Source organism: Actinomycetota bacterium (assembly GCA_040905475.1).
Taxonomy (GTDB): domain Bacteria; phylum Actinomycetota; class AC-67; order AC-67; family AC-67; genus DATFGK01.
Window position 1 is genome coordinate 6,152 of record JBBDRM010000084.1, and the last position, 24,895, is coordinate 31,046.

Consider the following 24,895-nt stretch of genomic DNA (forward strand, 5'->3'; position numbering starts at 1 on the left):
AGCGTATTCCGGCCCCGCCTCGTCCGTTTCGTCTCAAGATTCGAGCCGCAAAGGCCGATATCCGCAGGTGAAGAGCCTCTTCTTAGGAGACCCATGAACCCCTTCGCCCGGCCGGCCGACGGCGAGGCCGGCTTCACCACCGTCGAGCTAATGGCCGCGCTGTCGATCATGGCGATCGGCTTCTTCGCCCTCGCCGGCGCGCTCGGTTTCGGGCTCCGACAGGTGACGCTCAGCCGGCAGCGGCAAACCGCGACGGAGATCGGCAACGCGCGCATCGAGCATCTCCGGAACGTGCCCTACGAGGCCGTCGCTTTGACCACCCAGCCCGTTCACGTCGACGACCCCGATAACCCCGACTACTTCGTCAGCGGCGACAACACGCAGTTCGACGTCACGGGAGACGGGGACTACGAGGATCTGATCGTCGACGACACCGGCGGTCAGGTGCTGCACCTCGAGGACCCGTTGCAGGTCGGGACCGTCACCATGGAGGTCTGGCAGTACGCGACGTGGTTCGACCAGGCCAACAACGTGAAGCGGTTGACCGTGATGGTCGTCTACAAGCCGCAGGTCCTCGGCCCCTCCCGGATGGTTCGGGCCTCGACCTTCTTCACGCCGGGGAGCGTGACGATCGAAGGGACCGAGGCAGGCGCGAATCAGGGTGGAGGCGTGCCGACCTCGTCGCCCACCACGGAGCCGACGACCTGCGCGGGCGACACGTCCGGCCCGACCGGCGGCTTCCAGATCCTCTCGACGAGCGGGCAACAGGGGTACACCTCGAGCACGTCGGTCGGCCTGAGCATGACCCTCACCGATCCGTGTCAACCGATCTCGATGCAGTTCTCCAACGATGGAACCCTGTTCAGCGACCCGTTGACCTACGACTCGTCGAACCCCTCGGTCTCATGGACGCTTCCGTCGGGCGACGGTACGAAGTCCGTCCACGCGAAGGCGACCGACGCGAACGGGAACGTGCGAACGTTCTCGCCGCAAACCGTCGTGCTCGACACCGTGTCTCCGACGGTCCCCGGAACCCTCGCGAGGACGCTGAGCTGCAGCGGCAACGACCGGACGGTGACGCTCTCGTGGGGCGCTTCCACCGACACGAACTTCAACGGCTATCGCATCTACGTGAGCACGAACAGCGGGGCGTGGACGGTGCTCAGCACGACGAGCCTCGGCCAAGAAACGACGACCAATCTGAAGACGCTCGACTCCGTCCGGTACTACGTGGTCGGCTACGACAAGGCAGGGAATGAATCCGATGCGACGAATATCGTCTCGCTTTCGAAGAATCAGTGCTCGTGACGCGGAGGGCTTCACCCTCCTCGAGCTGGTCTTCAGCGTGTCGATCCTGCTCGTCGTCATGGGTTCGATCCTCGGCGTCTTCGGCGTCGTGCAACGACAGAGCGCCTTCGTCAAGGACCGAAGCGAGACGCTAGACACGATGCGGATCGCCGTGGATCGCATGACGAAGGAGATCCGTCAGGCGCGCGTCGTGGAGCCGGACGGAACCTCGCCCGCGACCCGGTTCGAGATGACGACCTTCTTGCTCGGGGTCGAGGCCGAGATCGTCTACGCGGTCGTCGGCGACACCCTGACGAGGAGCGTCAACGGAGGTACGGCGGACGTCATACAGGACGATCTGGTGTCCACGGCCCTGTTCACCTACACGGGGGATACCGCCGGCATCGTTCAGGTCGTCTCGTTCTCCCTCCAGGTCCACCCGCCGCGGACCCCCGACACGACGCTCGTCCTGACGTCCGAGGTACGCCTGAGGAACAAGGCGGCGACGGCATGAGCATCGGGAGGATCGGACGCGCGCTGCATCGGGAGGAGTCCGGCTTCGCGATGATCGTGGCCGTCGTCCTCCTGGGCGTCATGGGGACCCTGATGGCTCTGGTGATGTCGGTCGGATCGCACACGACGTTCGCAACGGCGAAGGGCCGGAGCTGGGTGCAGGCGCTGCACGTGGCAGAAGCGGGAGTGCACCAGGCGATCGCGAAGCTCGAGGAAACGAACGGCGCGTTCACCGGCACGTTCAGCGGCACGACCGACGAAGGGAACTTCACCGGCACGGTCACACCGCAGCCTCGCAAACGTTTCCAGATCGACGTCGCCGGGGTGGTCGAGCCCGGCCAGGGCCTGGGAGCGACGCGTCGTCTGCGCGTCACGCTCGCGCCGCCGTCCTCGTTCCTCTACGCCATGCTCTCCAACACCAGCATCGCCACCAAAGGTAACGACGTGATCGATGGCGACATCTGGTCGAACCAGAACGTGCTCCTCGAACAGAACAACATCGTTCACGGAAGCGTGACCGCGGCGACGGGCTGGGTCGCCACGAAGACCGGCGTAACGATCGACGAAGACGTCTGGTCGGGGGGATACGATCCGAACAACCTGGATCGCGCCGTCCATCTGGGGGCCGGAGGCACGATCGGCGGGAACGTGAAGGCGTCCGTCACTTCGCCGCCGGACCCGATCACCTGCGGGGGAGAGGACCCCACCAAGTACAAGGTGCGGGTCGAGGGCACCGCGACCGTCGTGGGCAACATGGTGAGCTGGGGACCCAAGACGGGCTCTGGGACCGTGCAGGGCACGATCTCTCAGAACGTGTGCACGGCGGCTTCGCCGACGAAACCGCTGCCCACGTTCACGTACAGCGCATCCAACTACGATCCGGCGACCCACCACGAGTTCGGAACCGCGGAAACGGCGTCCGGCACGGCGGTTTCGGACTTCCAGGCGCACATCATCCCCGAGAAGAGCGCCATGAGCGGTTCCTATTACATCAACCAGTCCGGCCTCGCGGGCCAGAGTCTCCGGATCGACCTCACGGGAGTCACGATCGCCGGCGACACGACCATCATCGCCAACGTTCCGATCTACGCGAACGGTCTGACCGACAGCGCGGGGGACGCGCTCTTCACGCTCGTCTCCACGTATCAGCCGCCGACCGGATCCGTGTGCGACGTCAACCAGGACAACTCCGAGTGTTCGATCCATCTGAAGAACAATTTCGAACCATCCGGGAACACCGCCGTCGTGATCTACGCGCCGTATGGCCCGGTCGCGGTGAAGAACAACCAGGTCCAGTTCGGCACGATCTACGCCGACGCGATCCAGATCAAGAACAACCAGACGCTGAATTACGACTCGCGCGTCGAGCGGGTAGTTGGGTTCGGCGACGTGACCTACGAGGTCGAGACCTGGTTCGAGCTGGCGCCCTAGCGCCCACCCTCAGCCCGGGCGGCACGACCCTGCGGTAGCCTCGCGCCGATGGAAGCCGTGGCCGTGGCACTCGCCGGGATAGGGGGGCTCGTCTTCGGGAGCTTCCTCAACGTCGTCGTCCACCGCGTGCCGCGCCAGGAATCGATCGTGCGTCCGGCCTCCCGCTGTCCCAGCTGCGGGCACGAGCTGTCGGCTCGGGACAACATCCCCGTGGTCTCGTGGCTGCTGCTGAAAGGCCGCTGTCGCTACTGCCGGGCGCCGATAACCGCACGGTACCCGGCCGGCGAGATCTTGACCGCGGCCGTCTGGGTCCTCGCCGTCCTCCGTCGCGATCAGCTCGTGCCGCCGGGAACCACCGGCGGGCAGGACTGGCAACTTCTGGCGTTCCTGCCCTTCCTTTGGGTCCTCGTGGCCCTCTCGCTCATCGACCTCGAGCACAAGATCCTGCCGAACAAGATCGTCTATCCCTCGGTCGTGATCGGGGTGCCTCTTCTGGCGATCACCGCTGCGATGGGGCCCGGCCTCGACGCGTGGGCTCGCGCGCTGCTCGGAGGGGTCGCCGGCGCGGCAGGGTTCCTCCTCGTCGCGCTCATCTCGCCGGCCGGCATGGGGATGGGAGACGTGAAGCTCGCCGGTCTCATCGGCCTGTTCCTCGGGTACCTGGGGTGGGGGAGGCTCGTCATCGCCTTCTTCGCGGCCTTCGCGATCGGCGCCGTCGTCGGCATCGCGCTCATGATCACGGGAAAGGCAGGCCGGAAGACGGCGATCCCCTTCGGGCCCTTCATGGCGCTCGGCGCCATCATCAGCGCCCTCGCCGGTCGGTCCATGCTCGACATGTACCGCTAAGTCGAGCGAACGCCGAAAGCCGAAGCCCGCCACAACTGTTGGGCCTGCTCACGCTGGGTGTGCGCTGATAATTACAGTTGTGTAGTTCTAAAGATGTCATCTTGAGTCGTCGAATCTTGCTCTTGACTTCAAAAGAGCAAGATGTATAGGGTCGCCTCCTTCCGAGTCCGTTGTGCAGGCTGTGTTGTTTGTGGAACTTGGTGGACATGGTGACATTGGTGAACATGTTGCAGAAGTCCGATTCGTGGAAAGGGGCCGCATGACGCCTCCGCGGAGAAGCCCATACGTGGGCGACCGCCTCCTCACCGTCGGTGAGGTTGCGTCGTTGATGCGCGTCTCGACCATGACCGTTTACCGGCTGATCAAGAGCGGGAGCCTCGCGGCGATCCGGGTCGGCAAGAACTACCGGATCCGCGAGAGCGATGTGAACCGCTATCTGTCCGACCGGGCGGTCAAGGTCGAGCTACCGAACGGATAGCGATGGCCCGCACACTTTTGGGGCTGGACATCGGCACCAGCGCGGTTCGCGCCGCAGAGGTGTCGATGAAATCAGACCCGCCCACGCTGGCGCGGTTCTCTTCCGCGCCGCTGCCGCGCGGATCCGTCGTCGGCGGTGAGATAGCCGACATGGACGCCGTCATCGGCGCGCTCCGCGAGTTGGTTCGTCGGGGCCGCTTCGCCGTGCGCAACACGGCCCTGGGGCTCGCGAACCAGAAAGTGGTCGTCCGCCAGGTGGAGATGCCGGCGATGGACGAGCTCGAGCTCAAGGGAGCGCTCCAGTTCCAGGCCCAGGAGTTCATCCCGATCCCTATCGAGGATGCCATCCTCGACTATCAGATCCTCGAGGAACGGACCAACGATTCCGGCGATCAGGTCCTGAACGTTCTGCTCGTCGCGGCTCAACGCGACATGGTCAACACCTTCGTGGTCGCGGCGCAGGGCGCCGGGTTGGATCCGGCCGCCGTGGATCTCAGCTCCTTCGCGATGCTCCGCGCGCTCGGCTCGTCGATCGGCCTCCTCGGCCCCAGGGAGGGCGAAGCGCTTATCGACATCGGAGCCGGCGTCACGAACATCGTCGTGCACGAGGAGGCACGTCCGCGCTTCGTCCGGATCCTTCCGATGGGCGGCGACGACGTCACCGAAGCGCTCGCCGTCGGCCTCACCGTCCCGTGGGAGGAAGCCGAGACCGTGAAAGCTCGGATCGGCGTAACGCCCGAAGGCGGCCCTATCCCCGCCGAGGGTGCCGCGCGGATGATCGAGATGCGTGCCGCGGCGTTCATCGACGAGGTGCGGGGCTCGCTCGACTACTACTTGACCCAGCCGGGAGCTGCGCGGATCTCGACGGTCATCGTGACCGGCGGCGGCTCGAGGCTGCCCGGCCTTCACGAACGGTTGTCGGCGGCTCTGCATCTCCCCGTCGAGGAAGGGCAACCGCTCGCGCGCGTGCGTCTCGGGAAGGTCGACCAGACACCCGACGAGCTGTCTCAGTTGGGAAGCGTCGCCTCGGTCGCCATCGGTCTGGCCATGAGGGAAGCATGATGCGCCAGATCAACCTGCTTCCTTCGGATATCGCCGAGCGGCGTCGCGCTCGCCAGATGACGCTGCTCCTCGCGGCCGGCCTGCTCGGGCTCGTCGCGCTGTTGGTGCTCGTGTTCGTTCTGCAGGCGGCGCGACTCTCCGGCGCGCGCGGCGACCTCGAGGCTCAGGAGCGAGCGAATTCGCGCTTGGAGCGCCAGGTCGATCAGTTGCAAGGGTTCGCGCAACTGCAAGCGACCCTTCGCACGAAGGAACAACTCCTCGGCCAGCTCACCGTGAATGAGGTTCGGTGGAGCCTGCTCCTCAACAACATCAGTCTGGTCATCCCGTCCGACGTGTGGCTGACGAACTTCTCCGGCTCGGTCCAGGCCGCCGCGGCGGCACCCGGCGCAGCGACCGGGCCCGTGGGAACGATCCAGGTCTCGGGGCAGACCTTCACGCATCTCGACGTGGCTCGGTGGTTGAGTCGCCTCGCCGGGGTCGATGAATTCCTGTTCCCCTATCTGTCGCTCTCGTCGAAATCCGATTCCGACACGTTGCAGACCCTGGTCGACTTCAACTCCTCGGTTCAGCTCGACCAGGATGCGCTCCGCCGGAACCAGCCGGGAGGTATGCGACAGCCATGATGCGCCGATTCGTGCTGGCCGCCGTCGCCGCCGTTCTTGTCATCGCGGTGTTTTTCCTGTTCCTTCTCAGCCCGAAGCTGAAGGACATCTCCGAGGTGCGAGAACAGATCGAGCTGGCGCAGGACGAGAACCAGACCTTGCGCAACCGGCTGCGTCAGCTGCAGACGGCTCAGCGTGACGAGCCGACGACGCGTGCAAGGCTTGCCGTGTTCGACCGGCTGCTTCCGCCGACCCCCGAGCTGCCGTCGCTCATCCGTCAGCTGCAGACGGCCGCGACGGCTTCGGGCATCGACCTGCGTTCGATCGCGCCCAGCCCGCCGGGCGCGCTCACCGGTCGCACCGGCGTGCAGGTGGTCACCGTGACCATCCAGGTCGTCGGCGGGTTCTTCCGCCTACAGTCCCTGTTGACGCGACTCGAGGAACTGCAGCGGGTCGTCGAAGTTACCTCGATCGCCATCTCGCCTCAGACCGATCTGGTCTCCGGCCTGTTCACGTTGTCGTCGACGATCACGTTCCGGATGTACGTCGTCGCACCGAACGCGAGCCCGGGTGGGGCGGCCCCCACCCCGGCTCCGAGTCCGACCACCGGCGGATGAGGAGGCACCCGTGAGCGTCGAGTTCGAAGAGGGAAGCCGCTGGCAGCGGCTGCAGCCGCGCGAGCGTGCGCTGATCATCCTCTTCGGCATCATCGCGCTGCTCGCCGTCGTGTACCTGCTCTTCCTGTCGGGCGGCGGAGAGGAGCCCGAGGCCTTCCCGACGTCCCCCAGTACGAGCACGCCGCGCGCGCCTGTGTCCCCGACGCCGACGGCATCTCCAACCGGCGTCCCGGAGAGTTTCGAAGTCTTCGAGGGGAAGGATCCGTTCCGGCCGCTGGTGAGCGCCGGCCCGATCGGCGGCACACCGGCCCCCGGCGGCTCCCCGGGTCCGACCGGTGGCCCGACGGGCAGCGGCGGGCAGCGCGTGACCCTGATGAGCATCAGCGGATCGGGGGCCAACCGCGTGGCGGTCGTCGTGGTCGACGGCACGGAGTACGAGGTGTCTGAGGGAGATACCTTCGCCGGCTCCTATCGCGTGAAGTCGCTGACGGCGGACTGCGGCACGTTCGTCTTCGGGGACGAGCAATTCACGCTCTGCGAGGGCCAAGAGGTCTTCAAGTAGCTCAACCCTCCGGTCGGGCTCCGGAAACCGCTTGCTACGTTTGGCGTGAGCGCAACGCGGGGAAAAACCTGCTCGGCTTCCCCTGCTCGAGCCGAAAGGCCGCTGCGTCTTGGCGACGGTAGAGATCGAACGAACCCCGGCCGACGGGGGAGACGCCACCGACTCGACGTCGTTCCGGCTCGTGCCTTCGTCCCGTGCGGCCCGCGTACGAAGGATCGATCCGGGCGAGGACCTGGGTACCGCCCTTCGCAAGGCGAGACGCCGCCGAAAGATCTCCTTGGCTCAGGCCTCACGCGACACGCGGATCGGGCTCCGATACCTCACCGCGCTCGAGCGAGGCGCGCCGCTGGATGAGTTCCCGGCCCCCATGTACGCCAGAGCCTTCCTGCGCGAATACGCCCGGTATCTGCGCCTCGAAGCGGAGCCGCTCCTCCAGCTTCTGGCGCCGTACGAGCCGCCGCCGGTCGCTCCATCACTCGCGGTGCTCGCCCGTGTCGCTCCGCGGAAACGGAGCAGCGGCCGGCTCGTCGCCCTCGCCGTCGCCGCTACCGTGAGCGTACTGCTGGTCCTGGGAGCAGACGATCCGCTCCCGCGGCCGAGCACGCCGGTGTCCGACCTCGAAGAGACGATCCCCGGCGCGGCGCCCGCGACCGGAGACGCCGGGGAGCACGCGACGCCCCCGACCGACGACGTCGCTCGTGCGCTCCCGGGGTTCGTGGGGATCACGGCGGACCTGCGAGCGAGCGGCCGAAGCTGGCTGCGCGTCGTCGCCGACGGCGAGGTCGTCTACGAGGGGATGGCGGCGAAGGGTTGGAGCCGATCCTTCTCGGGAGGCGACCGGGTCGAGATCCTGATCGGCAACGCCGGCGCCGTCGAGCTGCTGGTTAACGGGCGGTCGATGGGCCCGCTGGGGGCTGCCGGCGAGGTTCGCCGCCTGCTGATCACGGCCGGAACCGGCGAACCGGTGGTCCGCAACCTGGCGCGCAGCGCCTGACCCCGGCCGGTCCAAACCACGCAAGAAGGTCCGCGACCCGCCGGTAAGATGGCCGCATGCTCCGCTTCCTGACCGCCGGTGAGTCCCACGGACCAGCGCTCACGGCCGTGCTCGAAGGCATGGTCTCGGGTGTCCCGGTGTCCTCGAAGCTGCTCGAAGCCGAGCTCGCGCGCCGGCGTCACGGATACGGCCGCGGCACGCGGATGAAGATCGAGGAGGACCGGCTCGAGATCCTCGGCGGTGTCCGCCACGGACGCACCATCGGGTCTCCGATCTCGCTGGTGATCCACAACACCGAATGGCCGAAATGGCAGGCGATCATGTCGGTCGAGGAGGAGAACGCCGAGCTCGAGGACCCGGCGCTCACCCGGCCGCGTCCCGGGCACGCCGACCTGGTGGGGATGCAGAAGTACGGCTTCGGTGACGCCCGCAGCGTGCTCGAGCGCGCGAGCGCCCGCGAGACGGCCGCGCGCGTCGCCGTCGGAGCCGTGTGCAGATCCCTGCTGAGTGGGCTCGGCGCGACGGTGCTCTCCCACGTGATCGAGGTAGGCGGCGTGCGGTCGGCCGCAACGGAGCTGCCTGGGCCGGACGACCTCGAACGGATCGACTCTTCCGATCTCCGCACGCTCCACGCGGACGCCGAGGAAGAGATGAAGCGCGCGATCGAGGAAGCGCGCCGGCAGGGCGACACGCTCGGCGGCGTGTTCGAGGTGATCGTGTACGGGCTCCCGCCGGGGCTGGGCTCGCACGTCCACTGGGACCGGCGCATCGACGGCCGGCTCGCGCAAGCGCTGATGAGCATCCAGGCGATCAAGGGTGTCGAGGTGGGTCCCGGCTTCGAGGTGGCGCGCACGCCGGGCTCGCTGGCGCACGACGAGATCGCCTGGTCCAAAGCCCATGGCTACGACCGCGCGACCGGACGGAGCGGCGGCACGGAAGGCGGTATGACCACCGGCGGCCCGTTGCGCGTCCGCGCGGCGATGAAGCCGTTGTCTTCGCTCGCTCGCCCGCTGGGGACGGTCGACGTGAACACGAAGGAAGAGGCGGTCGCGATCACGCAGCGCTCCGATGTGTGCGCCGTTCCGGCAGCCGGCGTCGTCGGCGAGGCCATGATCGCGTTCGTGGTCGCCGAGGCGATGTTGGAGAAGTTCGGCGGCGACTCGCTCGCCGAGACTCGCCGCAACCTTCGCGGCTACCTCGACGAGCTGGCATCGCGATAGATGCGACCAGGGACATGCCGCCGCGGAGCGTCGTGCTGATCGGCTTCATGGCTGCGGGCAAGACCGCCGTGGGCAAAGCGCTCGCCGACCGTTTCGGATTCGACTTCATGGATACCGACGCGCTCGTAGAGGAATCGGCGCGGTCGACGGTTCCCAAGATCTTCGAAGCGCTCGGCGAAGAGGGGTTCCGTTCGCTGGAGCGCGAGGCGGTGATCCGCGCCGCCGCGCGAGAAGGCCGGGTCATAGCCTGCGGTGGGGGAGCGATCCTGTCCGTGCGGAACTACGGCGTGCTGAAAGGAGCCGGCCCGATCGTGTACCTCCGCACATCGGTGGACGAGCTGATCGCGCGGCTGGGCGCCGGAGAGGGACGGCCGCTGCTGCGCGGCGACCCCGCGGAGGCGGTTCCTCGGCTGCTGTCCGAGCGCGCCCCCGCGTACGAGACCGCGGCAGAGCTGATCGTCGACACCGACGGTCGCACGCCGGGCGACGTCGCGAACGAGATCGCGGAGCGCCTCCCATGAGCGACGCCCCGGTCGAGATCAAGGTCGCGTCGTCGGGCAGCGGCTACTCGGTATGGGTCGGCCCGGGTCTGATGGAGCGCGCCGACGAGCTGATCCCCGTCCCCGAACGCGCCGAAGTGATCGCGGTCGTCTCCGATGCCAACGTCCAAGCGCTGCACGGGGAGCGGATCTCCCTGGGCCTGGAGGCGATCGGGCGCCGCGCCGTTCCTTTCGCAACCGAGCCCGGTGAAGGCTCGAAGACCATCGACAATGTCGAAGCCCTGCTCCGCGGGTTCGTGGGTAATGGGCTGCATCGCGGCGACCTCGTCGTTGGGGTCGGCGGGGGCGTCACGACCGACGTCGCGGGCTTCGTCGCGGCCGTCTACCATCGCGGCCTCTCGGTCGCGCACGTGCCGACGACGCTGCTGGGCCAGGTCGACGCCGCGATCGGCGGCAAGACGGGCGTGAACCTGCCGGAAGGCAAGAACCTCGTCGGTGCGTTCCATCAGCCGGTCGCGGTGCTGGCGGACATCACCGCGCTCGCGACGCTGCCGGAGGAGGAGCTGCGCTCGGGTCTCGCCGAAGTCGTCAAGCATGCGATGCTCGCCGACCCGCCACTCCTCCAGGAGCTGGTCGACCGTCGCGAGGCGATCTTCGACCGCGACCCCGAGGTTCTCACCGACGTGGTCGCACGAGCCGCCGTCGTGAAGTGCCGGATCGTCGAGCGCGACGAGACCGAACGGGGCGAGCGGATGCACCTGAACTACGGCCATACGGTCGGGCACGCGCTCGAGGCGCTCGGAGGGTACGAGCGCTGGCGGCACGGAGAGGCGGTGGCGCTCGGCATGACCTTCGCCGCGGCGCTCGCGGCGGAACTGGGGATGGAGAATTGGATGGGAGAGCATCGCCGCGTGCTGGAGGCACTCGGTCTGCCGACCCGCGGGGCGGGGGACGTGCCGCTGCAAGCCCTGCTCGAGGTCATGGCCGGCGACAAGAAGTACGACGCCGGGATGCGGTTCGTGGTGCTCGAGGCGCCGGGACGTCCGAAGATCGTCACGGACGTGCCTCGCAAAATGATCGCCGCCGCGTACGAGTGGATCAAGTGAGCCTCGGGGCGACGCACGTGCTCTCCGGAGCGTCTGACATGTCAGACGTGTCAGACGCCCCGGCGGAGGTCACATGAGACCGGCGCCGCCGCTCGTGTTCGTGGTCAACGGGCCGAACCTCGACAAGCTCGGATCCCGCCAGCCGGAGATCTACGGCTCCACGACGCTGAACCAGCTCGAGGACACCATTCGAGCACGGGCTTCGGAGCTCGGGCTCGCCGTCGATTTCTTCCAGTCCAACGACGAGGACGAGCTCACCAAGGCGGTAGCCGACGCTCCGGCAAGGGGCGCCGCCGCGATCCTCATCAATCCCGCCGCGCTCAGTCACTTCTCGTACCCACTCCGGGAAACGCTCGCCGGCACGGGCCTGCCGGTGGTCGAGGTCCACATCTCCAACATCCATGCGCGTGAGCCCTTCCGCAGGCTCTCGCTCGTCTCAGGGGTCGCGAAGGGCGTCATCGCCGGACTCGGCGTGAACGGGTACGTCCTCGCGCTCGAAGCGATCGCCGGTATGGTAGGAGTCCCCCAAAAGGGGGCTCGGACGCCATGATTCCAGGGGGATGCGTATGACGAGGGCCCGGCGCGACCGGATTCGTGAGCAGCTTCCGGTGCTGGGCGCCGACGCGATGCTCGTCACCAAGCTCGTCAACGTTCGGTATCTCACCGGCTTCTCCGGCTCGGCGGGCATCGTCCTGGTCGGAGCGGAGGACGTGTTCTTCACCGACTCGCGCTACGACGAGCAGTCCGCGCGCGAAGCCGCCGACTGCCGGCGCGTGATCCCGCCGAAGGACGGCGACAAGGTCCTCGCCGCGGAGATCGTCGGCGCGGGTGTCTCCAAGCTCGCGATCGAAGCTTCCCACGTCACGCTTTCGACCGCGCGCCAGTGGCGGGAGAACATGCCCTCCGTCGAGCTGGTCGAGACGTCGGGCGTGGTCGAGGAGCTCCGCAAGGTCAAGGACGCGACCGAGGTCGAGGCGCTGCGCCGGGCTTCCGCGATCGGCGACGAAGGGCTGCGCGCGCTGCTTCCGCGGCTGCGCGAAGGGATGACCGAGGTCGAGGCCGCGGCCGAGCTCGAGGACGCGATGCGGCGGGCGGGCTCGGAGGGATTGTCCTTCCCGACGATCATCGCTTTCGGCGAGCAGGCGGCGGAGCCGCACCACAGCCCGACCGAGCGTCGTTTGCGCCGGGGGGACCTCATCAAGCTGGACTTCGGCGCGATCACGGATGGCTACCACTCCGACATGACCCGAACGATCGCCTTCGGCGACCCGGCTCCAGAGCTCGAGAAGATCTACGAGATCGTCCGCTCCGCCCAGCAGGCGGGCGTCGAGGCAGTGGCGTCCGGCAAGAGCGGTGAAGAGGTCGACGCGGCTGCGCGCAGCATCGTCGAGGCCGCCGGCCACACGTTCGGCCACGGCACCGGCCACGGATGCGGACTCGAGGTCCACGAAGCGCCGGGCATCCGCCGGGGCAGCGACGATGTGCTGGCTCCCGGGATGGCGGTCACGGTGGAGCCGGGGATCTACGTTCCCGGCTTGGGCGGCGTACGGATCGAGGATCTCGTCGTCGTCACGGACGATGCGTGCGACGTCCTCACCCGCTCGCCCAAAGAACTGGTCCGCGTCTAACCGTGCCGCTCGGTCATCTCGGCGCCAGCGTCCCCGACCTCGCGATCGCGAAGGCGTACTACGACGAGCTCATGCCGCTGATCGGATACGAACCATTCGTCGCCTCGGCGGATCAGTTCTCGTACCAGCCCCTCCAGGGCAAGCCGGGAACGCGGATCTTCTTCTATCCCACGCTCGAAGCGGGTGACTACTCGCGTCATCGTCCGGGCCTGCAGCATCTCGCGTTCATGGTCTTGACGCGCGCCGCGGTCGACGCGGTCCATGCGTGGGTGGAGGCGCGCGGCGAGGAGGTCGTCCACCCGCCGAAGGAGTGGCCCGAGTACCACGAGGGTTACTACGCCACGTTCTGGCTCGATCCGCACGGATTCATGCTCGAGGCGGTCTGCCACCGCGACCAGTCGACGCGCTGAGCCGGTAGAATCCCGCGCCTATGGTTTCCACGAACGATCTCAAGAACGGGATGGTCCTCCTCATCGAGGGGAACCTTTGGCAGGTGCTGTTCTTCCAGCATCACAAGCCCGGCAAGGGTCAAGCCGTCGTCCGCACAAAGCTCCGCAACGTGCGGACCGGCGCGGTCGTCGAACGAACGTTCAACGCTGGGGTCAAGGTCGATCAGGCGATCCTCGACAAGCGCGAGATGACGTACCTGTATCACGACGGCGACAACTTGGTTTTCATGGACTCCAACACGTACGACCAGATGCCGATCGAGCAGTCGGTCCTGGGCGACGACACGCAGTGGCTCGTCGAGAACCAGCCGGTGATGGTCGCGATGCACGAGGGCAAGCCGATCTCGGTCGAGCTGCCTGCGTCGGTCGAGCTGTCGATCAAGCACACCGACCCAGGCGTGAAAGGCGATCGCGTGTCGGGCGCGACGAAGATCGCGACGCTGCAAACCGGCGCGACGCTGCAGGTGCCGCTGTTCGTCGAGACCGGCGACAAGGTCAAGGTCGACACCCGCACCGGCGAGTACCTGACGCGGGTCCAGTAGGGGAGCGTCGTGCTCCCACGCACTAGGGCTCGCAAGCGCGCGCTGGACATCCTGCACGCCGCCGACTCGCTCGACCGTCCGGCGCTCGAGGTGCTGGCCGAGAACCCGGACGCGAAGGAGTTCACCCGCGAGCTGGTTTCTGGTGTGGTCGAGCATCGTGAGGAGCTCGACGAGCTGATCCGCCGCTACGCCGACCGCTGGGTGCTCGAGCGGATGCCGATCGTGGACCGGAACCTGCTCCGGATGGGCATCTTCGAGCTGCTGCACCGGCCCGAGATCCCGCCGGGTGTGACGATCAACGAAGCCGTGGAGCTGGCGAAGCTGCTGTCGACCGAGGACAGCGGGCGGTTCGTCAACGGACTGCTGGGCCGGGTGGCGCGGGAGCACACCGAGTAGTGATTCCGGGCGTTGACAGCGTGACATCGTAATAATAGAGTCATGCTGTCATGAGTGAGCCGAGGCAGATCACGCTGCGCCATCCTGCGCCTGAGCTCGCCCGGCGGCTGAAGACGCTCGCGGAAGCCCGGGGGCAGAGCCTGAACTCGACCATCCTCCAGCTGTTGGAGGAGGCCGTGGGGGTCGAGTCGCGTCGGGAGCGCCTGATGCGCTGGGCCACCTGGAACGAGGGCGACGCCGCGGAGTTCGATGCGGCGCTCAGAGCCCAACGCGAGATCGATGTCGAGCTCTGGCGCTGAGGTCCCGCCGTCGCGCGTCATGCTGGACACCTCCGCGTACTCGCATCTTCGTCGGGGGGAGAGCCGGGTCGTCGATGCCGTCGCGCATGCCGATGTTGTGTTCCTGTCGGCAACGGTCCTCGGAGAGTTGGAGGCCGGGTTCCGCGTCGGCAGCCGGCACCTAGACAATCGTCGAGCGCTCGAGGACTTCCTCGAGGAGCCCTACGTCCGGGTTCTCGACGTCACCAGGGATGTCGCGCGTCGATACGGTGAGGTGTTCGCCGAGCTCCGAGCGGCCGGCACGCCGGTTCCGAGCAACGACATCTGGATCGCCGCGGCGGCGTTGACGCACGACGCCTATCTCCTCACCTTCGACGAGCACTTCGAGCGGATCGAGGGATTGCCACACCTGTTGTTTCGGGTGTGAGCCACGCCGGGGCCGCCCACCGTGCAGATAAGGTCCAACCGCTCATTCCCCAGGCTAGTCCGCGGATGGAAGGCGGGACAAGGCCAAACCCCAAGCGAGATCGTCACCGAACCGTAACCCTGCGGACGTGTGGACGCGCTCGCGACAGGGCAGAATATGGTCGTCGATGCGTCCCGCACGGACCCGGAGCGCACGGGCGGGCCGGGGGATCTTCGTTGGGCCCCTTCCTCGTCGGCTTGCGGCCGCCTCGATCCTCGTCGGGATCGCCGTTCTCCTTGCCCCCGCCGTCTGGGCGCAGGAGCGCTCCGGCGTCCTTGTCGCACCCGTTAGCGGCATTATCACGCCGGTCATCTCCGACCACCTCCGTGAAGGGATCGAGATCGCCGAGCGCGATGGGCGCGCTGCGTTCCTCGTCGAGCTCGACACTCCCGGCGGACTCGACACCTCCATGCGCGAGATCATCCAGGCGTTCCTGGCCTCGCGCGTCCCGGTGATCGTGTACGTCGCCCCCCAAGGCGCGCGCGCAGCTTCGGCGGGGGCCTTCATCACGATGGCGGCGCACGTCGCGGCCATGGCGCCGGGCACTGCGGTCGGCGCGTCGACGCCCGTCGACCTGCAGGGCGGAGACATCAGCGACAAGATCATCAACGACGCCGCCGCCTACGCCGAAGCGATCGCACGGGCAAGGGGACGCAACGTCGAGGTGGCGATAGACATGGTCCGTGAAGGCAGGTCCGTCAGCGTCGAGCAAGCCGTCGAACTCGACGTCGTCGATCTCATCGCCTCCAGCCGCGCGGCGCTCCTCGAAGCGATCGACGGACGGAAGGTCCGGCTGTCCACCGGAGAGGAAGTCACGCTGGCCACGCGAGGCGCCGAGACGGTCCTCTACGAGTTGCGCGGCTTCCGCCGGGTCCTTCAGTGGCTCGCCGATCCGAACATCGCGTTCATGTTCCTGTCGATCGGGACGCTGGCGATCATCTACGAGGTGGCCAACCCCGGCGTCGGGGCCGGGGGGATCGTCGGCGTGATCATGCTCATCCTGGCGCTGTTCGCGCTGTCGGTGCTCCCGGTCAACGCCGTCGGCGTCATCCTGATCGTGCTCGCGGCCGCGCTGTTCATCGGGGAGGTGTTCACGCCCGGTGTCGGTGTCTTCGCCGCGGGAGGGACCGTTTCGCTGTTGGTCGGGGGGCTGTTCCTGTTCCGCGGTTCGGTCGGCGTCGACCCGTTCGTGCTGGTGCCGATCGGCGCAGCGGTCGGGGGCAGCTCGCTGTTCATCGGCCGGATGGCGTGGCGGACGCGGAACGTCGAACCCATGACGGGCATCGAGGCCATGATCGGCGCGACCGGCGTCGTCGGTTCCGCGAAGGGAAAGACGGGGCAGGTTCTCGTCAACGGCACCTGGTGGAAGGCTCGATCGGACGGCCGGCCGCTGAAGGCCGGCAAGCGGGTGAAGGTCCTGGCGGTGGAAGGGCTCGAGCTCGTCGTTGAGGTGGAGGAGGAGGCGAAGTCATGAGCGATGCGCTGCTGTTCGGCATCATCGCCGCTGCGGCGATCCTGCTGATGCTGGTGTTCTCCGCGATCCGGATCGTAAAGGAGTACGAGCGGGGTGTGATCTTCCGGCTCGGCCGCGTCATGGGGGCGAAGGGGCCCGGCCTGTTCTTCATCATCCCGATCATCGACCGGATGGTGAAGGTGAACCTGCAAACGGTGACGATGGACATCCCGCCGCAGGACGTGATCACGCGCGACAACGTCACCGTGCGGGTGAACGCGGTCACCTACTTCAACGTCGTCGAGCCGATCAAGGCCGTGGTGGCGATCCAGGACTACATCTTCGGGACCTCGCAGGTGGCGCAGACCACGCTGCGGAGCATCCTCGGACAGGTGGATCTCGACGAGTTGCTGATCAACCGCGACGAGATCAATCAGCGCCTCCAGAAGATCATCGACGACCTCACCAACCCGTGGGGCGTCAAGGTGACGCTGGTCGAGGTGAAGGACGTCGAGCTGCCGGAGCTGATGCGCCGGGCGATGGCCCGCCAGGCCGAGGCCGAGCGGGATCGCCGGGCGAAGGTGATCCACGCCAAAGGGGAGCATGAGGCAGCCGAGAACCTGTCGAAAGCCGCGGAAGAGCTCCAGCGCCACCCGGCCGCGCTCCAGCTCCGGCTGCTGTCGACGATGACGGAGGTCGCGGGGGACCGGAATTCGACCATCATCTTCCCGGTGCCGGTCGAGCTGCTGCGCTTCATGGACGCTGCCGCCGGGAACGGCGCGCCGGCAAAGGGTCGGAAGCGGGTAGCTGAAAGAGCGTGACGACATTGGGTTCCGACGACACGAACAGCGGAGCCCGGCGGCCGATGAGGGGTGACGCGCTCGGCGCGACTCCTCGAGCGCCGTTCACGAGCAGAGTTGCCGATCGATCTGGGGGTTCCAGTCGATCCACGACCCGCCGATGTAGCGGTTGACGTGGAGCCGGTCGTTCGTTGTGTAGCTGCACTCGACGGGCAAACCTCATGGTGGTCAACGTGGTCGGGCAGGGGAAGGGCTTCGAGGTGCTACCCGCCGCCGACCTCGCGTTCGCACCAGGCACAGCGGGTGGGCTTGGTCTGCGCCGGGCTCTCGAGGCGCATGCCGCACTCGCTGCAGAAGAGGGATCGCTCGGCGGCGTGACTCGAACCGCGAGGCCTTTCCAGCGTCAGGGTCATGCTCTCCGCCTCCTCTCGCCTGCCGGACGGAGGGGGTCTCATCCGGCGGACCCATCATCCCCGCCTCATGAGGCGATCTGGTTGCCATCCGGTTACGATCCCATGACACCTTATCTTGACCAGCGAAAACGCCTTCAGTTTGCCGCCGATGCGATGACCAGGAGCCCTTGCTCGTCAAGTGAGGTCGGCGTATGATGTATACATCATGCGGCGGACGCAACTCTATCTGGAAGAGGATCAATACCGCTGGCTCAGGCGTGAGGCCGGCGCGAAGGGCAGCATCGCCGGCGTTGTTCGCGAACTCATCGAGCGTGCCCGTCGAGAACCCCCTGCCTGGGAGAAAGACCCACTCATAAAGCTGCTGCTCTACGATCCGCCGGTCGACGGGAAGCCCGGCGACGCATCCACCATCGATCGAGACGTGTACGGCGGATGAGGCGCGTCTTCGTAGACACCAGCGCCTTCGTCGCGGCGCGGAACAAGCGTGATCCCGACAACGAGCGCGCCCGCGGCGCGCTCGGCGATCTCGTTTCTCGAGGGGTTCGTCTATTCACGTCGAACTTCGTCTTCGCCGAGACGCATGCCGCGCTGCTGGTTCGCACGGGACGAGACCAGGCCCTTCAGTGGGGGAGCGCCTTGCGGGCGAGCGATGCGATCGAGCTGGTCAGGATCGAGCCGGAGATCGAAGAGGAAGCCTGGAGGATCCTCGAGTCGCACGCGGACAAGTCCTGGTCTTACGTGGACGCGTCGTCGTTCGCGTTGATGGAACAGGAGGGCGTCACAGAGGCGTTCTCCTTCGACCGCGACTTCGCTCAGCGAGGCCTGAAGGTCGTCCCGGGCTGACCCGGTTTACGGCGCGAGCAGCTCGGCGACCGAGATGCTCAACCCGGAGAGCGGTGCGAACGACACCTCGTCGCCCGGCTCGAGGATCTCCGGCTTGCCGTAACCCCGCTCGCCGAGGCGGAACACCTCGACCCGGTCGGCTTCGGGGTCGACGATCCAGTACTGGGGGACGCCGACGCGCTCGTAGAGGTCGCGCTTGCGCACGCGGTCGAGCCGGGGATCGGAGACGATCTCGATCAGCAACGCCGGGACGCCCTGGATGTTGTTCTCGGTGATGATCTCTCGCTGCTCATCGAGCACGACGATGAGGTCGGGCTCGACGACGTCGCCTTCGCTGAACAACACGTCGAGCGGAGCGCTGAAGGCCTCGCCCCGGCCTTGCTCCTGCAGATAACCACCAAAAGCGAGGATCAAACGGACCGAGATCCGCTGATGACGAGTCTTCGGCGACGGGCTCACGATCAGTTCGCCGTCGATGAGCTCTCGTCGCAAGCCGTCGTCGGGGAAGACGAACAGATCGTCGTACGTGAGCGTGCCGGACCGCTCCATGGGATCGATGGTACCACCGCCTCTTCTCGGGAAGGCCCGAGTCTGGCGGGCTCGAACGACCGAGTCCAGGCTCGGAAGAACGCGCATGTCGACCGAGGACAGTGGGCGGTGCGTCCACGGGTTGCTTGGCCGGGTCGCGCGGGAGCACGGCATCGGCTGAGCCGCCTTTCCGGCGCGACAACCCTGAAATCACTCGGTCGAGTGATGTATCCGACCCCTCTCATCCCGAGACTGGCGATCGACCCACATCACCGACGGATCGAGGGGGGAGCGAGCGTGCGTTCGATCGAGAGGGTTCTTCTAACGGCTGTCGTCTCGCTCGGGCTTCTGATCCCTTCGAGTGGGCACGCGCAGCGTCTCGTCTACGTGGTTCCCGACTTCGACCCGGTGGCTACGAGTGCTTCCTCCGGGTGCGGCGGGGTCGACTTCACGATCCACCGCATCCCGGGCGTACTCAACGCCGATGTCCATCCCGGCCAGACTCACGATGTCGCCACGCGCATCATCCTCGAGTACCCGGCCCACGGCGGCTTCCGGACCGCGATCGTCGGCGGGACGGTGCACTCGTTCGCGAGCGGCGAACATACCCAGGCGGCGGGCGCGCGCTGGACGATTCCCTCCGATGCCGACTTCAGTGATGGCCGGGCTGGGAAGATCACGATCGTCGTGGACCCCGACGGTCGCGTCCTCGAGGGCAACGAGTGGAACAACGTCTCGTCGGTCGCCTGCAGTTGAAGGGCCGGCTTCTCAGATCTCTCGGCGAGTGGCTTCCGAAGCCAGCTCGCTACGAGTCTTGAGCCCGAGCTTCGTGAAGATGTGCGAGACGTGTGTCATGACCGTGTTCTTCGAGATGAACATGCGCTGGGCGATCTGGGGGTTCGTGAGACCCTCGCGGACGAGCCGGACGACGTCGAGTTCGGTCGGCGTGAGGCTGGACCAACCATGGGAGGGCCGCTTCCGTTCGCCGCGGGCCCGCGTCGCGTAGGCCACCGCTTCGTCGAGCGACAGCGCCCTGCCCTCATCGAACGCTTCAGCGACCACCTCGTCACCGAGCTCGCGTCGGGAGGACTCGAGCGCTGATTCGAAGTCTTCACGGCTGATCGGCGGGCGCGGGTAGCCGATGAGGTCGCGGACGCCCTGGGGCGCACCGAGCAACCGCGCCGACTCGAGGAAACTTTCCTTGAGGCAGGCGATCGTCGCGATGTGTTCGAGAGCAACGACGATCTCCAGGATCAGGTGTCTCTCAGACAGGACCCCGAGCGCATCGTGGAGTGTGTTCTCGGCGTCGTCGAGTGATCCCTCACGTTGCGAGATCTGAGCCAATGCGAACGACGCGTGTCCGACGATGTTGGCGAAGCCGTTCTCGCGAGCCATCGACAGCGCTTCCGCCGCCATGGCACGAGCTCCCACGAGGTCGCCCTGCGCAGCTTTGATCAGACTGCCGTCCGCGAGAGCGATCGCCAGGATGACCGTCCAATCGATCGCCCGCGTGATCGCCAGACCCTGCTCCGACAAGGCGGCTGCCGTCTCGAGATCACCTTCGGCGAACGCGTTCCTTGCGAGGAAGACGTTCCCGACGGAGAAGACTGCGATGAGGCCTTCCGGCTCCGCGATGGTCATCGCCTCCCGGAGATCGGCCCGAGCATCGTCGTACCGTCCTTGAAGGGTCTGCGTGTATCCCCTCATGGCCAGTGCGACCGAGAGCGGGAAGTGATTGTCGATCGCGCGAGCGGTCGAGATGCTCTCATCGAGAAGGGACTCGGCGAGTTCGAACTCCCCCCACCAAGTAGCTCGTATTCCGGACGCCAGGAGACACTCGGCGATGAAATCCGGATGCTCGGTCCCACGCGCCCAATCGACGCTCCGCCTCGACGCAGCGAGAGCTCGGTCTCTTTCGCAAAGGAAGGTTTCGACGAGGATGCGGGCCGGCATCGCGACAGCGAGAGCGGCTACGTCCTCTGCCTCGGTCGCCGCCGCGATCGCCCTCGCGATGGGTTCCCGACCGGAGGCGACCGAGCGGAAGAGGGCCGCGAACCCGGAGAACGCGGACGCTCGACCGATCGTCCATGGATCGCCGATCTCCTCCCCGAGTGCGAGCGCGGGGTCGGCGAACCGGTGAACCTTGCTCGGGTCGTCCAAGGCGAAGATAGCCGCACCGGCCGCGGATGCCAGGGCTCGAGCCCGCATCAACGGTTCGCCGCCTTCGAGCGCGAGGATCGGATCGATCCGACGACTCCCTTCCGGCAAGTGGTTGGCGTACAGCCAGAAGAGGCCGAGCGCGATGAGGAACCGCAACGCGGAGTCCGTCTGTTCGGACTCGAGGCTCCAATCGATCGCGACACGGACGTTGTCGTGGTCCCGCTCGAGCCGCTCCGCCCATTCCAGCATCGCGGACGTGATGAGTCCTTTCTGGGCGCGCTCCGCCAACTCGATGAAGAACGCCAGATGCCGGTCGCGGATAGCGGTGGCATCGTCGGAGTCGGCCAGTTTTTGGCGGGCGTAGACGCGCACCGTTTCCAGGAAGCGGTACCGGGGCCCGTCGTCCGTCTCTTCCACTTGCACGAGGGATCGATCCACGAGGCGGGATAGCACGTCCATCACAGCGAACTCGTCGAGGATGGCGTCTGAGCAGACCCGTTCGGCCGCCTCCAGCGTGAACCCGCCGGCGAAGATCGCGAGCCGGCGGAACAGGATCCTTTCGGGCTCGGTGAGGAGCGCGTAGCTCCAGTCGACGGAGGCCTCCAGGGTTCTCTGTCGCGCGAGCGCGGTCCGGGACCCTCCGCCGAGCAGGCTGAACCGTTCTCCGATCCCCTTCGCGATCTGCGACGGGCTCATCGTGCGGACGCGCGCCGCTGCAAGCTCGACCGCAAGGGGGATGCCGTCCAACCGCCGGCAGATCGAGGCGATCGCTTCGACGGTCTCGGGTGTGAGCTCGATGCGAGGGCGAGCTTTTCGTGCGCGGTCGATGAAGAGCCGAACCGCTTCGGCCTGCTCGGGGTCGTCGCCTCCGGGCTGGGGTATCGCCAGCGACGGCACCCGCCATGATGTTTCGGCGTCAACGCCGAGGGCCTCGCGGCTGGTAGCGAGGAACGTCACCTCGGGGCACTTCCGAAGTATCCGATCCGCGAACGTGGCGCATGCGTTTGCCAGATGTTCACAGTTGTCGAGGAGGATGAGGACGTTGCGCCGCTCGAGGTACGACGCAACCGTGTCGACGGGATCATAGAAGAGTGCCTCTCGCAGGTTGAGCGCAGTCGCGACCGAGCTGGGGACAAGACCCGGATCGGTTAGCGCAGCGAGGTCGACCCAGACAACCCCGTCGGTGTAGCGATCCGTGACGAGACCGGCGACCTCGATCGCGAGCCGCGTCTTCCCGCAGCCTCCTGCCCCAACGAGTGTCAAGAGCCGGGTTTGCGTGAGGAGGTCGGCTACCTCCTGAACCTCGGCTTCCCGGCCGATGAAGGTCGTGATCTGCTCGGGCAGGGGGCTCGGTCTCGCCCGCGCGGAAAGCAGCGGCGGGAATCCCGATGCAAGCCCGGGACCGTCGATCTGAAATACGTGTTCGGGCCGCGTCAGGCTGCGCAGGGGATGCTCGCCCAGATCGATCAACGCGACATCGGGCGGAAGATCGTCACGCACGAGATCCGCCGTCGTTCGGGAGAGGAGCGTCTGGCCCCCGTGACCGATCGCCCGGAGCCGGGCGCAGCGATTGAGCGTGGGGCCGGCGTAGTTCCCATCGTCTCGGGTGATCACCTCGCCGGTATGGAGAGCGATGCGGATCCGGATGGCGGACCCGTCCGGCCACGCCTCCGCTTCCATCGTCTGCTGGATGCGGATCGCTGCGAGCGCCGCATCGGACGCCAAGGCGAACGCCGCAACGGCGGAGTCGCCCTCGCCTTGCTCGACGGGGCGTACGCCGCCGTTCTTGGCGACCTCCTCGTCGATGATCTCGTAGTGGCGGGCGATCGCCCGCGCCATCGCGTTCCGATCGGACTCCCACAGCTGCGTCGATCCCGCCACGTCGGTCAGGAGGAAAGTAACGACGCCTGAGGGAGACCGCGGCGATTCGACCGGCGCCCTTTCCTTCGGCTGTCTCATCGGTACTTCGGCCCCCGATCCAAGCCGAACGATTCTCGCATCGGATGCGTGAAGGCGTCTATCCGCGGTGTGTACGGCACTATCGTGGCCGGGGGCGTCGACAACATCCCTCACGTGAGTGATTCACCGCCGGCCGCCTCGATCAAAGAAGCGGTGGAGCTGGCGAAGCTCCTGTCGACCGAGGACTCGGGGCGGTTCGTCAACATGTTGCTGGGCCGGGTGGCTAGGGAGCACGATCGCACGGCGACGTAGCGAGGGGTGGCGCCGGTGCGACGTCTCCTCTCATGTTGACCGGCGTCCTCAGGCGGGAGCGACCGTCGTTGGCCTGGCCCGTTCGGAGCTCCCGGTCGGCATCGAGGGGCTGGTTCTCGTATGCAGCCCGGGACACTCCGCGGTGAAGCTCACCCAGCCGGCGGAGCTCCTCATCCGTCCCCCGCGAGAGGCCAGGCACCAAGCGGAGCGCCGCCGGGATCTTTGTCGTCGCCCGAGATCGCCGTTTCCGTATCGCCCTGATCGCCCTCTCCCGCGGGAATCAACACTCGAGCCGACTGTCGCCGCCGCTTCACCTCAGAGTTGCAGCGGTGAGATGAGTCTGCAGTTCAGCCCGTGCACGACCGGGCCTAGCGCACCGATCCTCGGCTCGAGGGCGCGGTGGATCGGACCGGAAACGGCACCGGCCTCGTCGCCATCGGGGTTCGCTGTATCCGAGCACGAGCCGAGCACGACGTCGGGTCCGCGCGCCCAATTCGGACCGATACCTGCGGAGATAGTCCTCAGGTCGCTCCCGTCGATCCGTACCGTTTGGACGACGAGGCCCTGCCCCGGACGAAAACTGTCGAATACGATCCTGCTGTTGTCCGGAGACCACGCCGGCTCCCGTGCATCCCCCGTCGAACCGTCGGTGATATTCGTCGGCTCCGACCCAGCGCTTTCTACTAGGAAGAGATCGAACGTATCGCCGACGAGCCTGCTGAAGACGATGCGCGTTCCGTCGGGAGACCAGTCGGGGCTAAGGTCGAACCCGCCGGAAGTGATCGTGGTCTGACCTGAGCCGTCGGGCTGCATCGATCGGATGCTGCCGCTCCTGCTGAACGCGATCCTGGTTCCGTCGGGCGACCACGCCGGACTCCCGTCGGAGTTACCCGGGTCGTTGCTTATGTTCGTCTGCCCGGAACCATCGGCATTCATCACGTAGATCTCGTCGTTGCCGTCGCGGTTCGAATGGAATGCGATCCGGGAGCCATCTGGTGACCACGTGGGATGGTTGTCGATCCCCAGAGCATCTGTGAGCCTGCTAGAAGCCGAGCCGTCCGCGTTCATGACCCAGATATCCAGATCGCCGCCTCGATCGCTCGCGAAGGCGATCTTCGTTCCGTCTGCGTTCCAGGCGGGATCGACGTCGAATCCTGGGTCGTCGGTCAGCCGAACCTCCGAGGTGCCATCCGGGGTAACGGTGAAGATGTCGAAGGCGCCGCCGGCTACGTCTCTCGAGAACGCGATCAAGCCGTTCGGTCCCGGGAATGCCGCGCTCGCCGGGTTCGGTTTCACCGCAAGTGCACCAGCAGCGATGATCGTCGAGACCACGACCAACCCTACCCGGGCGCCCCAACTCGATCGGCGATCTGACCCCTCACCGATCTCGACCGTCCGTCCCGTCACCGTTCGTTTCACCGTCATCCCCCCTTGTCCGCGGCGTCTCCCGAGTCTGCTAGTCCGGCCGCGACGAAACATCCCTCAGGTGAGGGATGTTGGGAGGCGCGGGG

29 protein-coding genes and 1 pseudogene are annotated in these 24,895 nt (G+C 66.8%); 26 read left to right on the forward strand and 4 right to left on the reverse strand.

Annotated elements, in window-relative coordinates:
* Window positions 1-93 precede the first annotated feature (93 nt).
* The 22 genes from WEB06_08735 to WEB06_08840 all read left to right on the forward strand — a co-directional run bounded on the left by WEB06_08735 (window position 94) and on the right by WEB06_08840 (window position 17,250).
* The gene (locus tag WEB06_08735) at window positions 94-1,308 is read left to right on the forward strand and encodes a hypothetical protein (GenBank protein ID MEX2555705.1); all 1,215 of its coding nucleotides are present in this window, start codon (window positions 94-96) and stop codon (window positions 1,306-1,308) included.
* Complete coding sequence (locus WEB06_08740; protein MEX2555706.1) at window positions 1,265-1,801, forward strand: prepilin-type N-terminal cleavage/methylation domain-containing protein; 537 nt, start codon at window positions 1,265-1,267, stop codon at window positions 1,799-1,801. Before WEB06_08735 ends, WEB06_08740 begins: the two co-directional genes overlap by 44 nt.
* Entirely contained in the window at window positions 1,798-3,231 is a 1,434-nt protein-coding gene (locus tag WEB06_08745; protein MEX2555707.1) for a hypothetical protein, read from the forward strand. Before WEB06_08740 ends, WEB06_08745 begins: the two co-directional genes overlap by 4 nt.
* A 48-nt stretch (window positions 3,232-3,279) precedes the next feature.
* The gene (locus WEB06_08750; GenBank protein ID MEX2555708.1) at window positions 3,280-4,077 is read left to right on the forward strand and encodes a prepilin peptidase; all 798 of its coding nucleotides are present in this window, start codon (window positions 3,280-3,282) and stop codon (window positions 4,075-4,077) included.
* 286 nt (window positions 4,078-4,363) lie between these two features.
* Window positions 4,364-4,555: a helix-turn-helix domain-containing protein gene (locus tag WEB06_08755; GenBank protein ID MEX2555709.1), complete on the forward strand. Its 192-nt coding sequence runs from the start codon at window positions 4,364-4,366 to the stop codon at window positions 4,553-4,555.
* 2 nt (window positions 4,556-4,557) lie between these two features.
* Entirely contained in the window at window positions 4,558-5,616 is a 1,059-nt protein-coding gene (pilM, locus tag WEB06_08760; protein MEX2555710.1) for a type IV pilus assembly protein PilM, read from the forward strand.
* The gene (locus WEB06_08765) at window positions 5,613-6,239 is read left to right on the forward strand and encodes a PilN domain-containing protein (protein ID MEX2555711.1); all 627 of its coding nucleotides are present in this window, start codon (window positions 5,613-5,615) and stop codon (window positions 6,237-6,239) included. Before pilM ends, WEB06_08765 begins: the two co-directional genes overlap by 4 nt.
* Window positions 6,236-6,835, forward strand: a complete 600-nt coding sequence (pilO, locus tag WEB06_08770; GenBank protein ID MEX2555712.1) for a type 4a pilus biogenesis protein PilO — start codon at window positions 6,236-6,238, stop codon at window positions 6,833-6,835. The genes WEB06_08765 and pilO overlap by 4 nt, the downstream gene beginning before the upstream one ends.
* 10 nt (window positions 6,836-6,845) lie before the next feature.
* On the forward strand, window positions 6,846-7,397 hold the full coding sequence (locus WEB06_08775; GenBank protein MEX2555713.1) for a hypothetical protein: 552 nt from the start codon (window positions 6,846-6,848) through the stop codon (window positions 7,395-7,397).
* 109 nt (window positions 7,398-7,506) lie between these two features.
* Window positions 7,507-8,391: a helix-turn-helix domain-containing protein gene (locus tag WEB06_08780; protein ID MEX2555714.1), complete on the forward strand. Its 885-nt coding sequence runs from the start codon at window positions 7,507-7,509 to the stop codon at window positions 8,389-8,391.
* Between the two features lie 56 nt (window positions 8,392-8,447).
* The gene (gene aroC, locus WEB06_08785; GenBank protein ID MEX2555715.1) at window positions 8,448-9,611 is read left to right on the forward strand and encodes a chorismate synthase; all 1,164 of its coding nucleotides are present in this window, start codon (window positions 8,448-8,450) and stop codon (window positions 9,609-9,611) included.
* A gap of 14 nt (window positions 9,612-9,625) precedes the next feature.
* Entirely contained in the window at window positions 9,626-10,132 is a 507-nt protein-coding gene (locus WEB06_08790; GenBank protein ID MEX2555716.1) for a shikimate kinase, read from the forward strand.
* Window positions 10,129-11,217: a 3-dehydroquinate synthase gene (gene aroB / locus WEB06_08795; GenBank protein MEX2555717.1), complete on the forward strand. Its 1,089-nt coding sequence runs from the start codon at window positions 10,129-10,131 to the stop codon at window positions 11,215-11,217. Before WEB06_08790 ends, aroB begins: the two co-directional genes overlap by 4 nt.
* 73 nt (window positions 11,218-11,290) lie before the next feature.
* On the forward strand, window positions 11,291-11,767 hold the full coding sequence (locus tag WEB06_08800; protein MEX2555718.1) for a type II 3-dehydroquinate dehydratase: 477 nt from the start codon (window positions 11,291-11,293) through the stop codon (window positions 11,765-11,767).
* 10 nt (window positions 11,768-11,777) lie between these two features.
* Complete coding sequence (locus WEB06_08805; GenBank protein ID MEX2555719.1) at window positions 11,778-12,845, forward strand: Xaa-Pro peptidase family protein; 1,068 nt, start codon at window positions 11,778-11,780, stop codon at window positions 12,843-12,845.
* A 2-nt stretch (window positions 12,846-12,847) separates the two neighbouring features.
* Window positions 12,848-13,255, forward strand: coding sequence for a VOC family protein (locus WEB06_08810; GenBank protein MEX2555720.1), 408 nt, complete (start codon window positions 12,848-12,850; stop codon window positions 13,253-13,255).
* 20 nt (window positions 13,256-13,275) lie between these two features.
* Window positions 13,276-13,836, forward strand: a complete 561-nt coding sequence (gene efp / locus WEB06_08815; protein MEX2555721.1) for an elongation factor P — start codon at window positions 13,276-13,278, stop codon at window positions 13,834-13,836.
* Window positions 13,837-13,845: 9 nt separating this feature from the next.
* On the forward strand, window positions 13,846-14,232 hold the full coding sequence (gene nusB / locus WEB06_08820) for a transcription antitermination factor NusB (protein MEX2555722.1): 387 nt from the start codon (window positions 13,846-13,848) through the stop codon (window positions 14,230-14,232).
* Window positions 14,233-14,282: 50 nt separating this feature from the next.
* Window positions 14,283-14,531, forward strand: a complete 249-nt coding sequence (locus tag WEB06_08825) for an Arc family DNA-binding protein (GenBank protein ID MEX2555723.1) — start codon at window positions 14,283-14,285, stop codon at window positions 14,529-14,531.
* Window positions 14,512-14,937 (forward strand): type II toxin-antitoxin system VapC family toxin, encoded by a 426-nt coding sequence (locus WEB06_08830; GenBank protein ID MEX2555724.1) that lies wholly within the window; start codon window positions 14,512-14,514, stop codon window positions 14,935-14,937. Before WEB06_08825 ends, WEB06_08830 begins: the two co-directional genes overlap by 20 nt.
* A 166-nt stretch (window positions 14,938-15,103) precedes the next feature.
* Window positions 15,104-16,450: a nodulation protein NfeD gene (locus WEB06_08835; GenBank protein ID MEX2555725.1), complete on the forward strand. Its 1,347-nt coding sequence runs from the start codon at window positions 15,104-15,106 to the stop codon at window positions 16,448-16,450.
* Window positions 16,447-17,250: an SPFH domain-containing protein gene (locus WEB06_08840; protein ID MEX2555726.1), complete on the forward strand. Its 804-nt coding sequence runs from the start codon at window positions 16,447-16,449 to the stop codon at window positions 17,248-17,250. Before WEB06_08835 ends, WEB06_08840 begins: the two co-directional genes overlap by 4 nt.
* 242 nt (window positions 17,251-17,492) lie before the next feature.
* Here the strand turns inward: WEB06_08840 and WEB06_08845 are convergent, their stop codons facing one another.
* Window positions 17,493-17,642, reverse strand: a complete 150-nt coding sequence (locus WEB06_08845; GenBank protein MEX2555727.1) for a hypothetical protein — start codon at window positions 17,640-17,642, stop codon at window positions 17,493-17,495.
* Between the two features lie 205 nt (window positions 17,643-17,847).
* On the opposite strand from WEB06_08845, the gene WEB06_08850 reads away from it, so the two are divergent.
* Together WEB06_08850 and WEB06_08855 are read left to right on the forward strand one after the other, a co-directional pair.
* On the forward strand, window positions 17,848-18,078 hold the full coding sequence (locus WEB06_08850) for a hypothetical protein (protein MEX2555728.1): 231 nt from the start codon (window positions 17,848-17,850) through the stop codon (window positions 18,076-18,078).
* Entirely contained in the window at window positions 18,075-18,485 is a 411-nt protein-coding gene (locus tag WEB06_08855; GenBank protein MEX2555729.1) for a PIN domain-containing protein, read from the forward strand. The genes WEB06_08850 and WEB06_08855 overlap by 4 nt, the downstream gene beginning before the upstream one ends.
* A gap of 6 nt (window positions 18,486-18,491) precedes the next feature.
* Here WEB06_08855 and WEB06_08860 read toward each other — a convergent pair whose 3' ends face one another.
* Window positions 18,492-19,034, reverse strand: a complete 543-nt coding sequence (locus WEB06_08860) for a Uma2 family endonuclease (protein MEX2555730.1) — start codon at window positions 19,032-19,034, stop codon at window positions 18,492-18,494.
* Window positions 19,035-19,310: 276 nt separating this feature from the next.
* Between WEB06_08860 and WEB06_08865 the strand changes: the two genes are divergently transcribed.
* A complete protein-coding gene (locus WEB06_08865; GenBank protein ID MEX2555731.1) occupies window positions 19,311-19,769 on the forward strand; it encodes a hypothetical protein in 459 nt (152 codons plus the stop codon).
* 12 nt (window positions 19,770-19,781) lie between these two features.
* On the opposite strand, the gene WEB06_08870 is transcribed toward WEB06_08865, so the two are convergent.
* On the reverse strand, window positions 19,782-23,132 hold the full coding sequence (locus tag WEB06_08870) for a LuxR C-terminal-related transcriptional regulator (protein MEX2555732.1): 3,351 nt from the start codon (window positions 23,130-23,132) through the stop codon (window positions 19,782-19,784).
* Between the two features lie 117 nt (window positions 23,133-23,249).
* Here WEB06_08870 and WEB06_08875 point away from each other — a divergent pair.
* A pseudogene (locus WEB06_08875) lies at window positions 23,250-23,384 on the forward strand (transcription antitermination factor NusB).
* A 315-nt stretch (window positions 23,385-23,699) separates the two neighbouring features.
* Here the strand turns inward: WEB06_08875 and WEB06_08880 are convergent.
* Window positions 23,700-24,803, reverse strand: coding sequence for a hypothetical protein (locus tag WEB06_08880; protein MEX2555733.1), 1,104 nt, complete (start codon window positions 24,801-24,803; stop codon window positions 23,700-23,702).
* Window positions 24,804-24,895 lie beyond the last annotated feature (92 nt).

Coding starts and splice junctions, on each gene's coding strand:
- WEB06_08845 (MEX2555727.1), bottom strand. CDS start 17,642: ATGACCCTGACGCTGGAAAGGCCTCGCGGTTCGAGTCACGCCGCCGAG.
- WEB06_08850 (MEX2555728.1), top strand. CDS start 17,848: ATGCGGCGGACGCAACTCTATCTGGAAGAGGATCAATACCGCTGGCTC.
- WEB06_08805 (MEX2555719.1), top strand. CDS start 11,778: ATGCGTATGACGAGGGCCCGGCGCGACCGGATTCGTGAGCAGCTTCCG.
- WEB06_08840 (MEX2555726.1), top strand. CDS start 16,447: ATGAGCGATGCGCTGCTGTTCGGCATCATCGCCGCTGCGGCGATCCTG.
- WEB06_08870 (MEX2555732.1), bottom strand. CDS start 23,132: ATGAGACAGCCGAAGGAAAGGGCGCCGGTCGAATCGCCGCGGTCTCCC.
- WEB06_08740 (MEX2555706.1), top strand. CDS start 1,265: ATGCGACGAATATCGTCTCGCTTTCGAAGAATCAGTGCTCGTGACGCG.
- WEB06_08800 (MEX2555718.1), top strand. CDS start 11,291: ATGAGACCGGCGCCGCCGCTCGTGTTCGTGGTCAACGGGCCGAACCTC.
- WEB06_08860 (MEX2555730.1), bottom strand. CDS start 19,034: ATGGAGCGGTCCGGCACGCTCACGTACGACGATCTGTTCGTCTTCCCC.
- WEB06_08835 (MEX2555725.1), top strand. CDS start 15,104: ATGCGTCCCGCACGGACCCGGAGCGCACGGGCGGGCCGGGGGATCTTC.
- WEB06_08765 (MEX2555711.1), top strand. CDS start 5,613: ATGATGCGCCAGATCAACCTGCTTCCTTCGGATATCGCCGAGCGGCGT.
- WEB06_08750 (MEX2555708.1), top strand. CDS start 3,280: ATGGAAGCCGTGGCCGTGGCACTCGCCGGGATAGGGGGGCTCGTCTTC.
- efp (MEX2555721.1), top strand. CDS start 13,276: ATGGTTTCCACGAACGATCTCAAGAACGGGATGGTCCTCCTCATCGAG.
- aroC (MEX2555715.1), top strand. CDS start 8,448: ATGCTCCGCTTCCTGACCGCCGGTGAGTCCCACGGACCAGCGCTCACG.
- WEB06_08825 (MEX2555723.1), top strand. CDS start 14,283: ATGAGTGAGCCGAGGCAGATCACGCTGCGCCATCCTGCGCCTGAGCTC.
- aroB (MEX2555717.1), top strand. CDS start 10,129: ATGAGCGACGCCCCGGTCGAGATCAAGGTCGCGTCGTCGGGCAGCGGC.
- WEB06_08735 (MEX2555705.1), top strand. CDS start 94: ATGAACCCCTTCGCCCGGCCGGCCGACGGCGAGGCCGGCTTCACCACC.
- pilM (MEX2555710.1), top strand. CDS start 4,558: ATGGCCCGCACACTTTTGGGGCTGGACATCGGCACCAGCGCGGTTCGC.
- pilO (MEX2555712.1), top strand. CDS start 6,236: ATGATGCGCCGATTCGTGCTGGCCGCCGTCGCCGCCGTTCTTGTCATC.
- WEB06_08745 (MEX2555707.1), top strand. CDS start 1,798: ATGAGCATCGGGAGGATCGGACGCGCGCTGCATCGGGAGGAGTCCGGC.
- WEB06_08790 (MEX2555716.1), top strand. CDS start 9,626: ATGCCGCCGCGGAGCGTCGTGCTGATCGGCTTCATGGCTGCGGGCAAG.
- WEB06_08855 (MEX2555729.1), top strand. CDS start 18,075: ATGAGGCGCGTCTTCGTAGACACCAGCGCCTTCGTCGCGGCGCGGAAC.
- WEB06_08830 (MEX2555724.1), top strand. CDS start 14,512: ATGTCGAGCTCTGGCGCTGAGGTCCCGCCGTCGCGCGTCATGCTGGAC.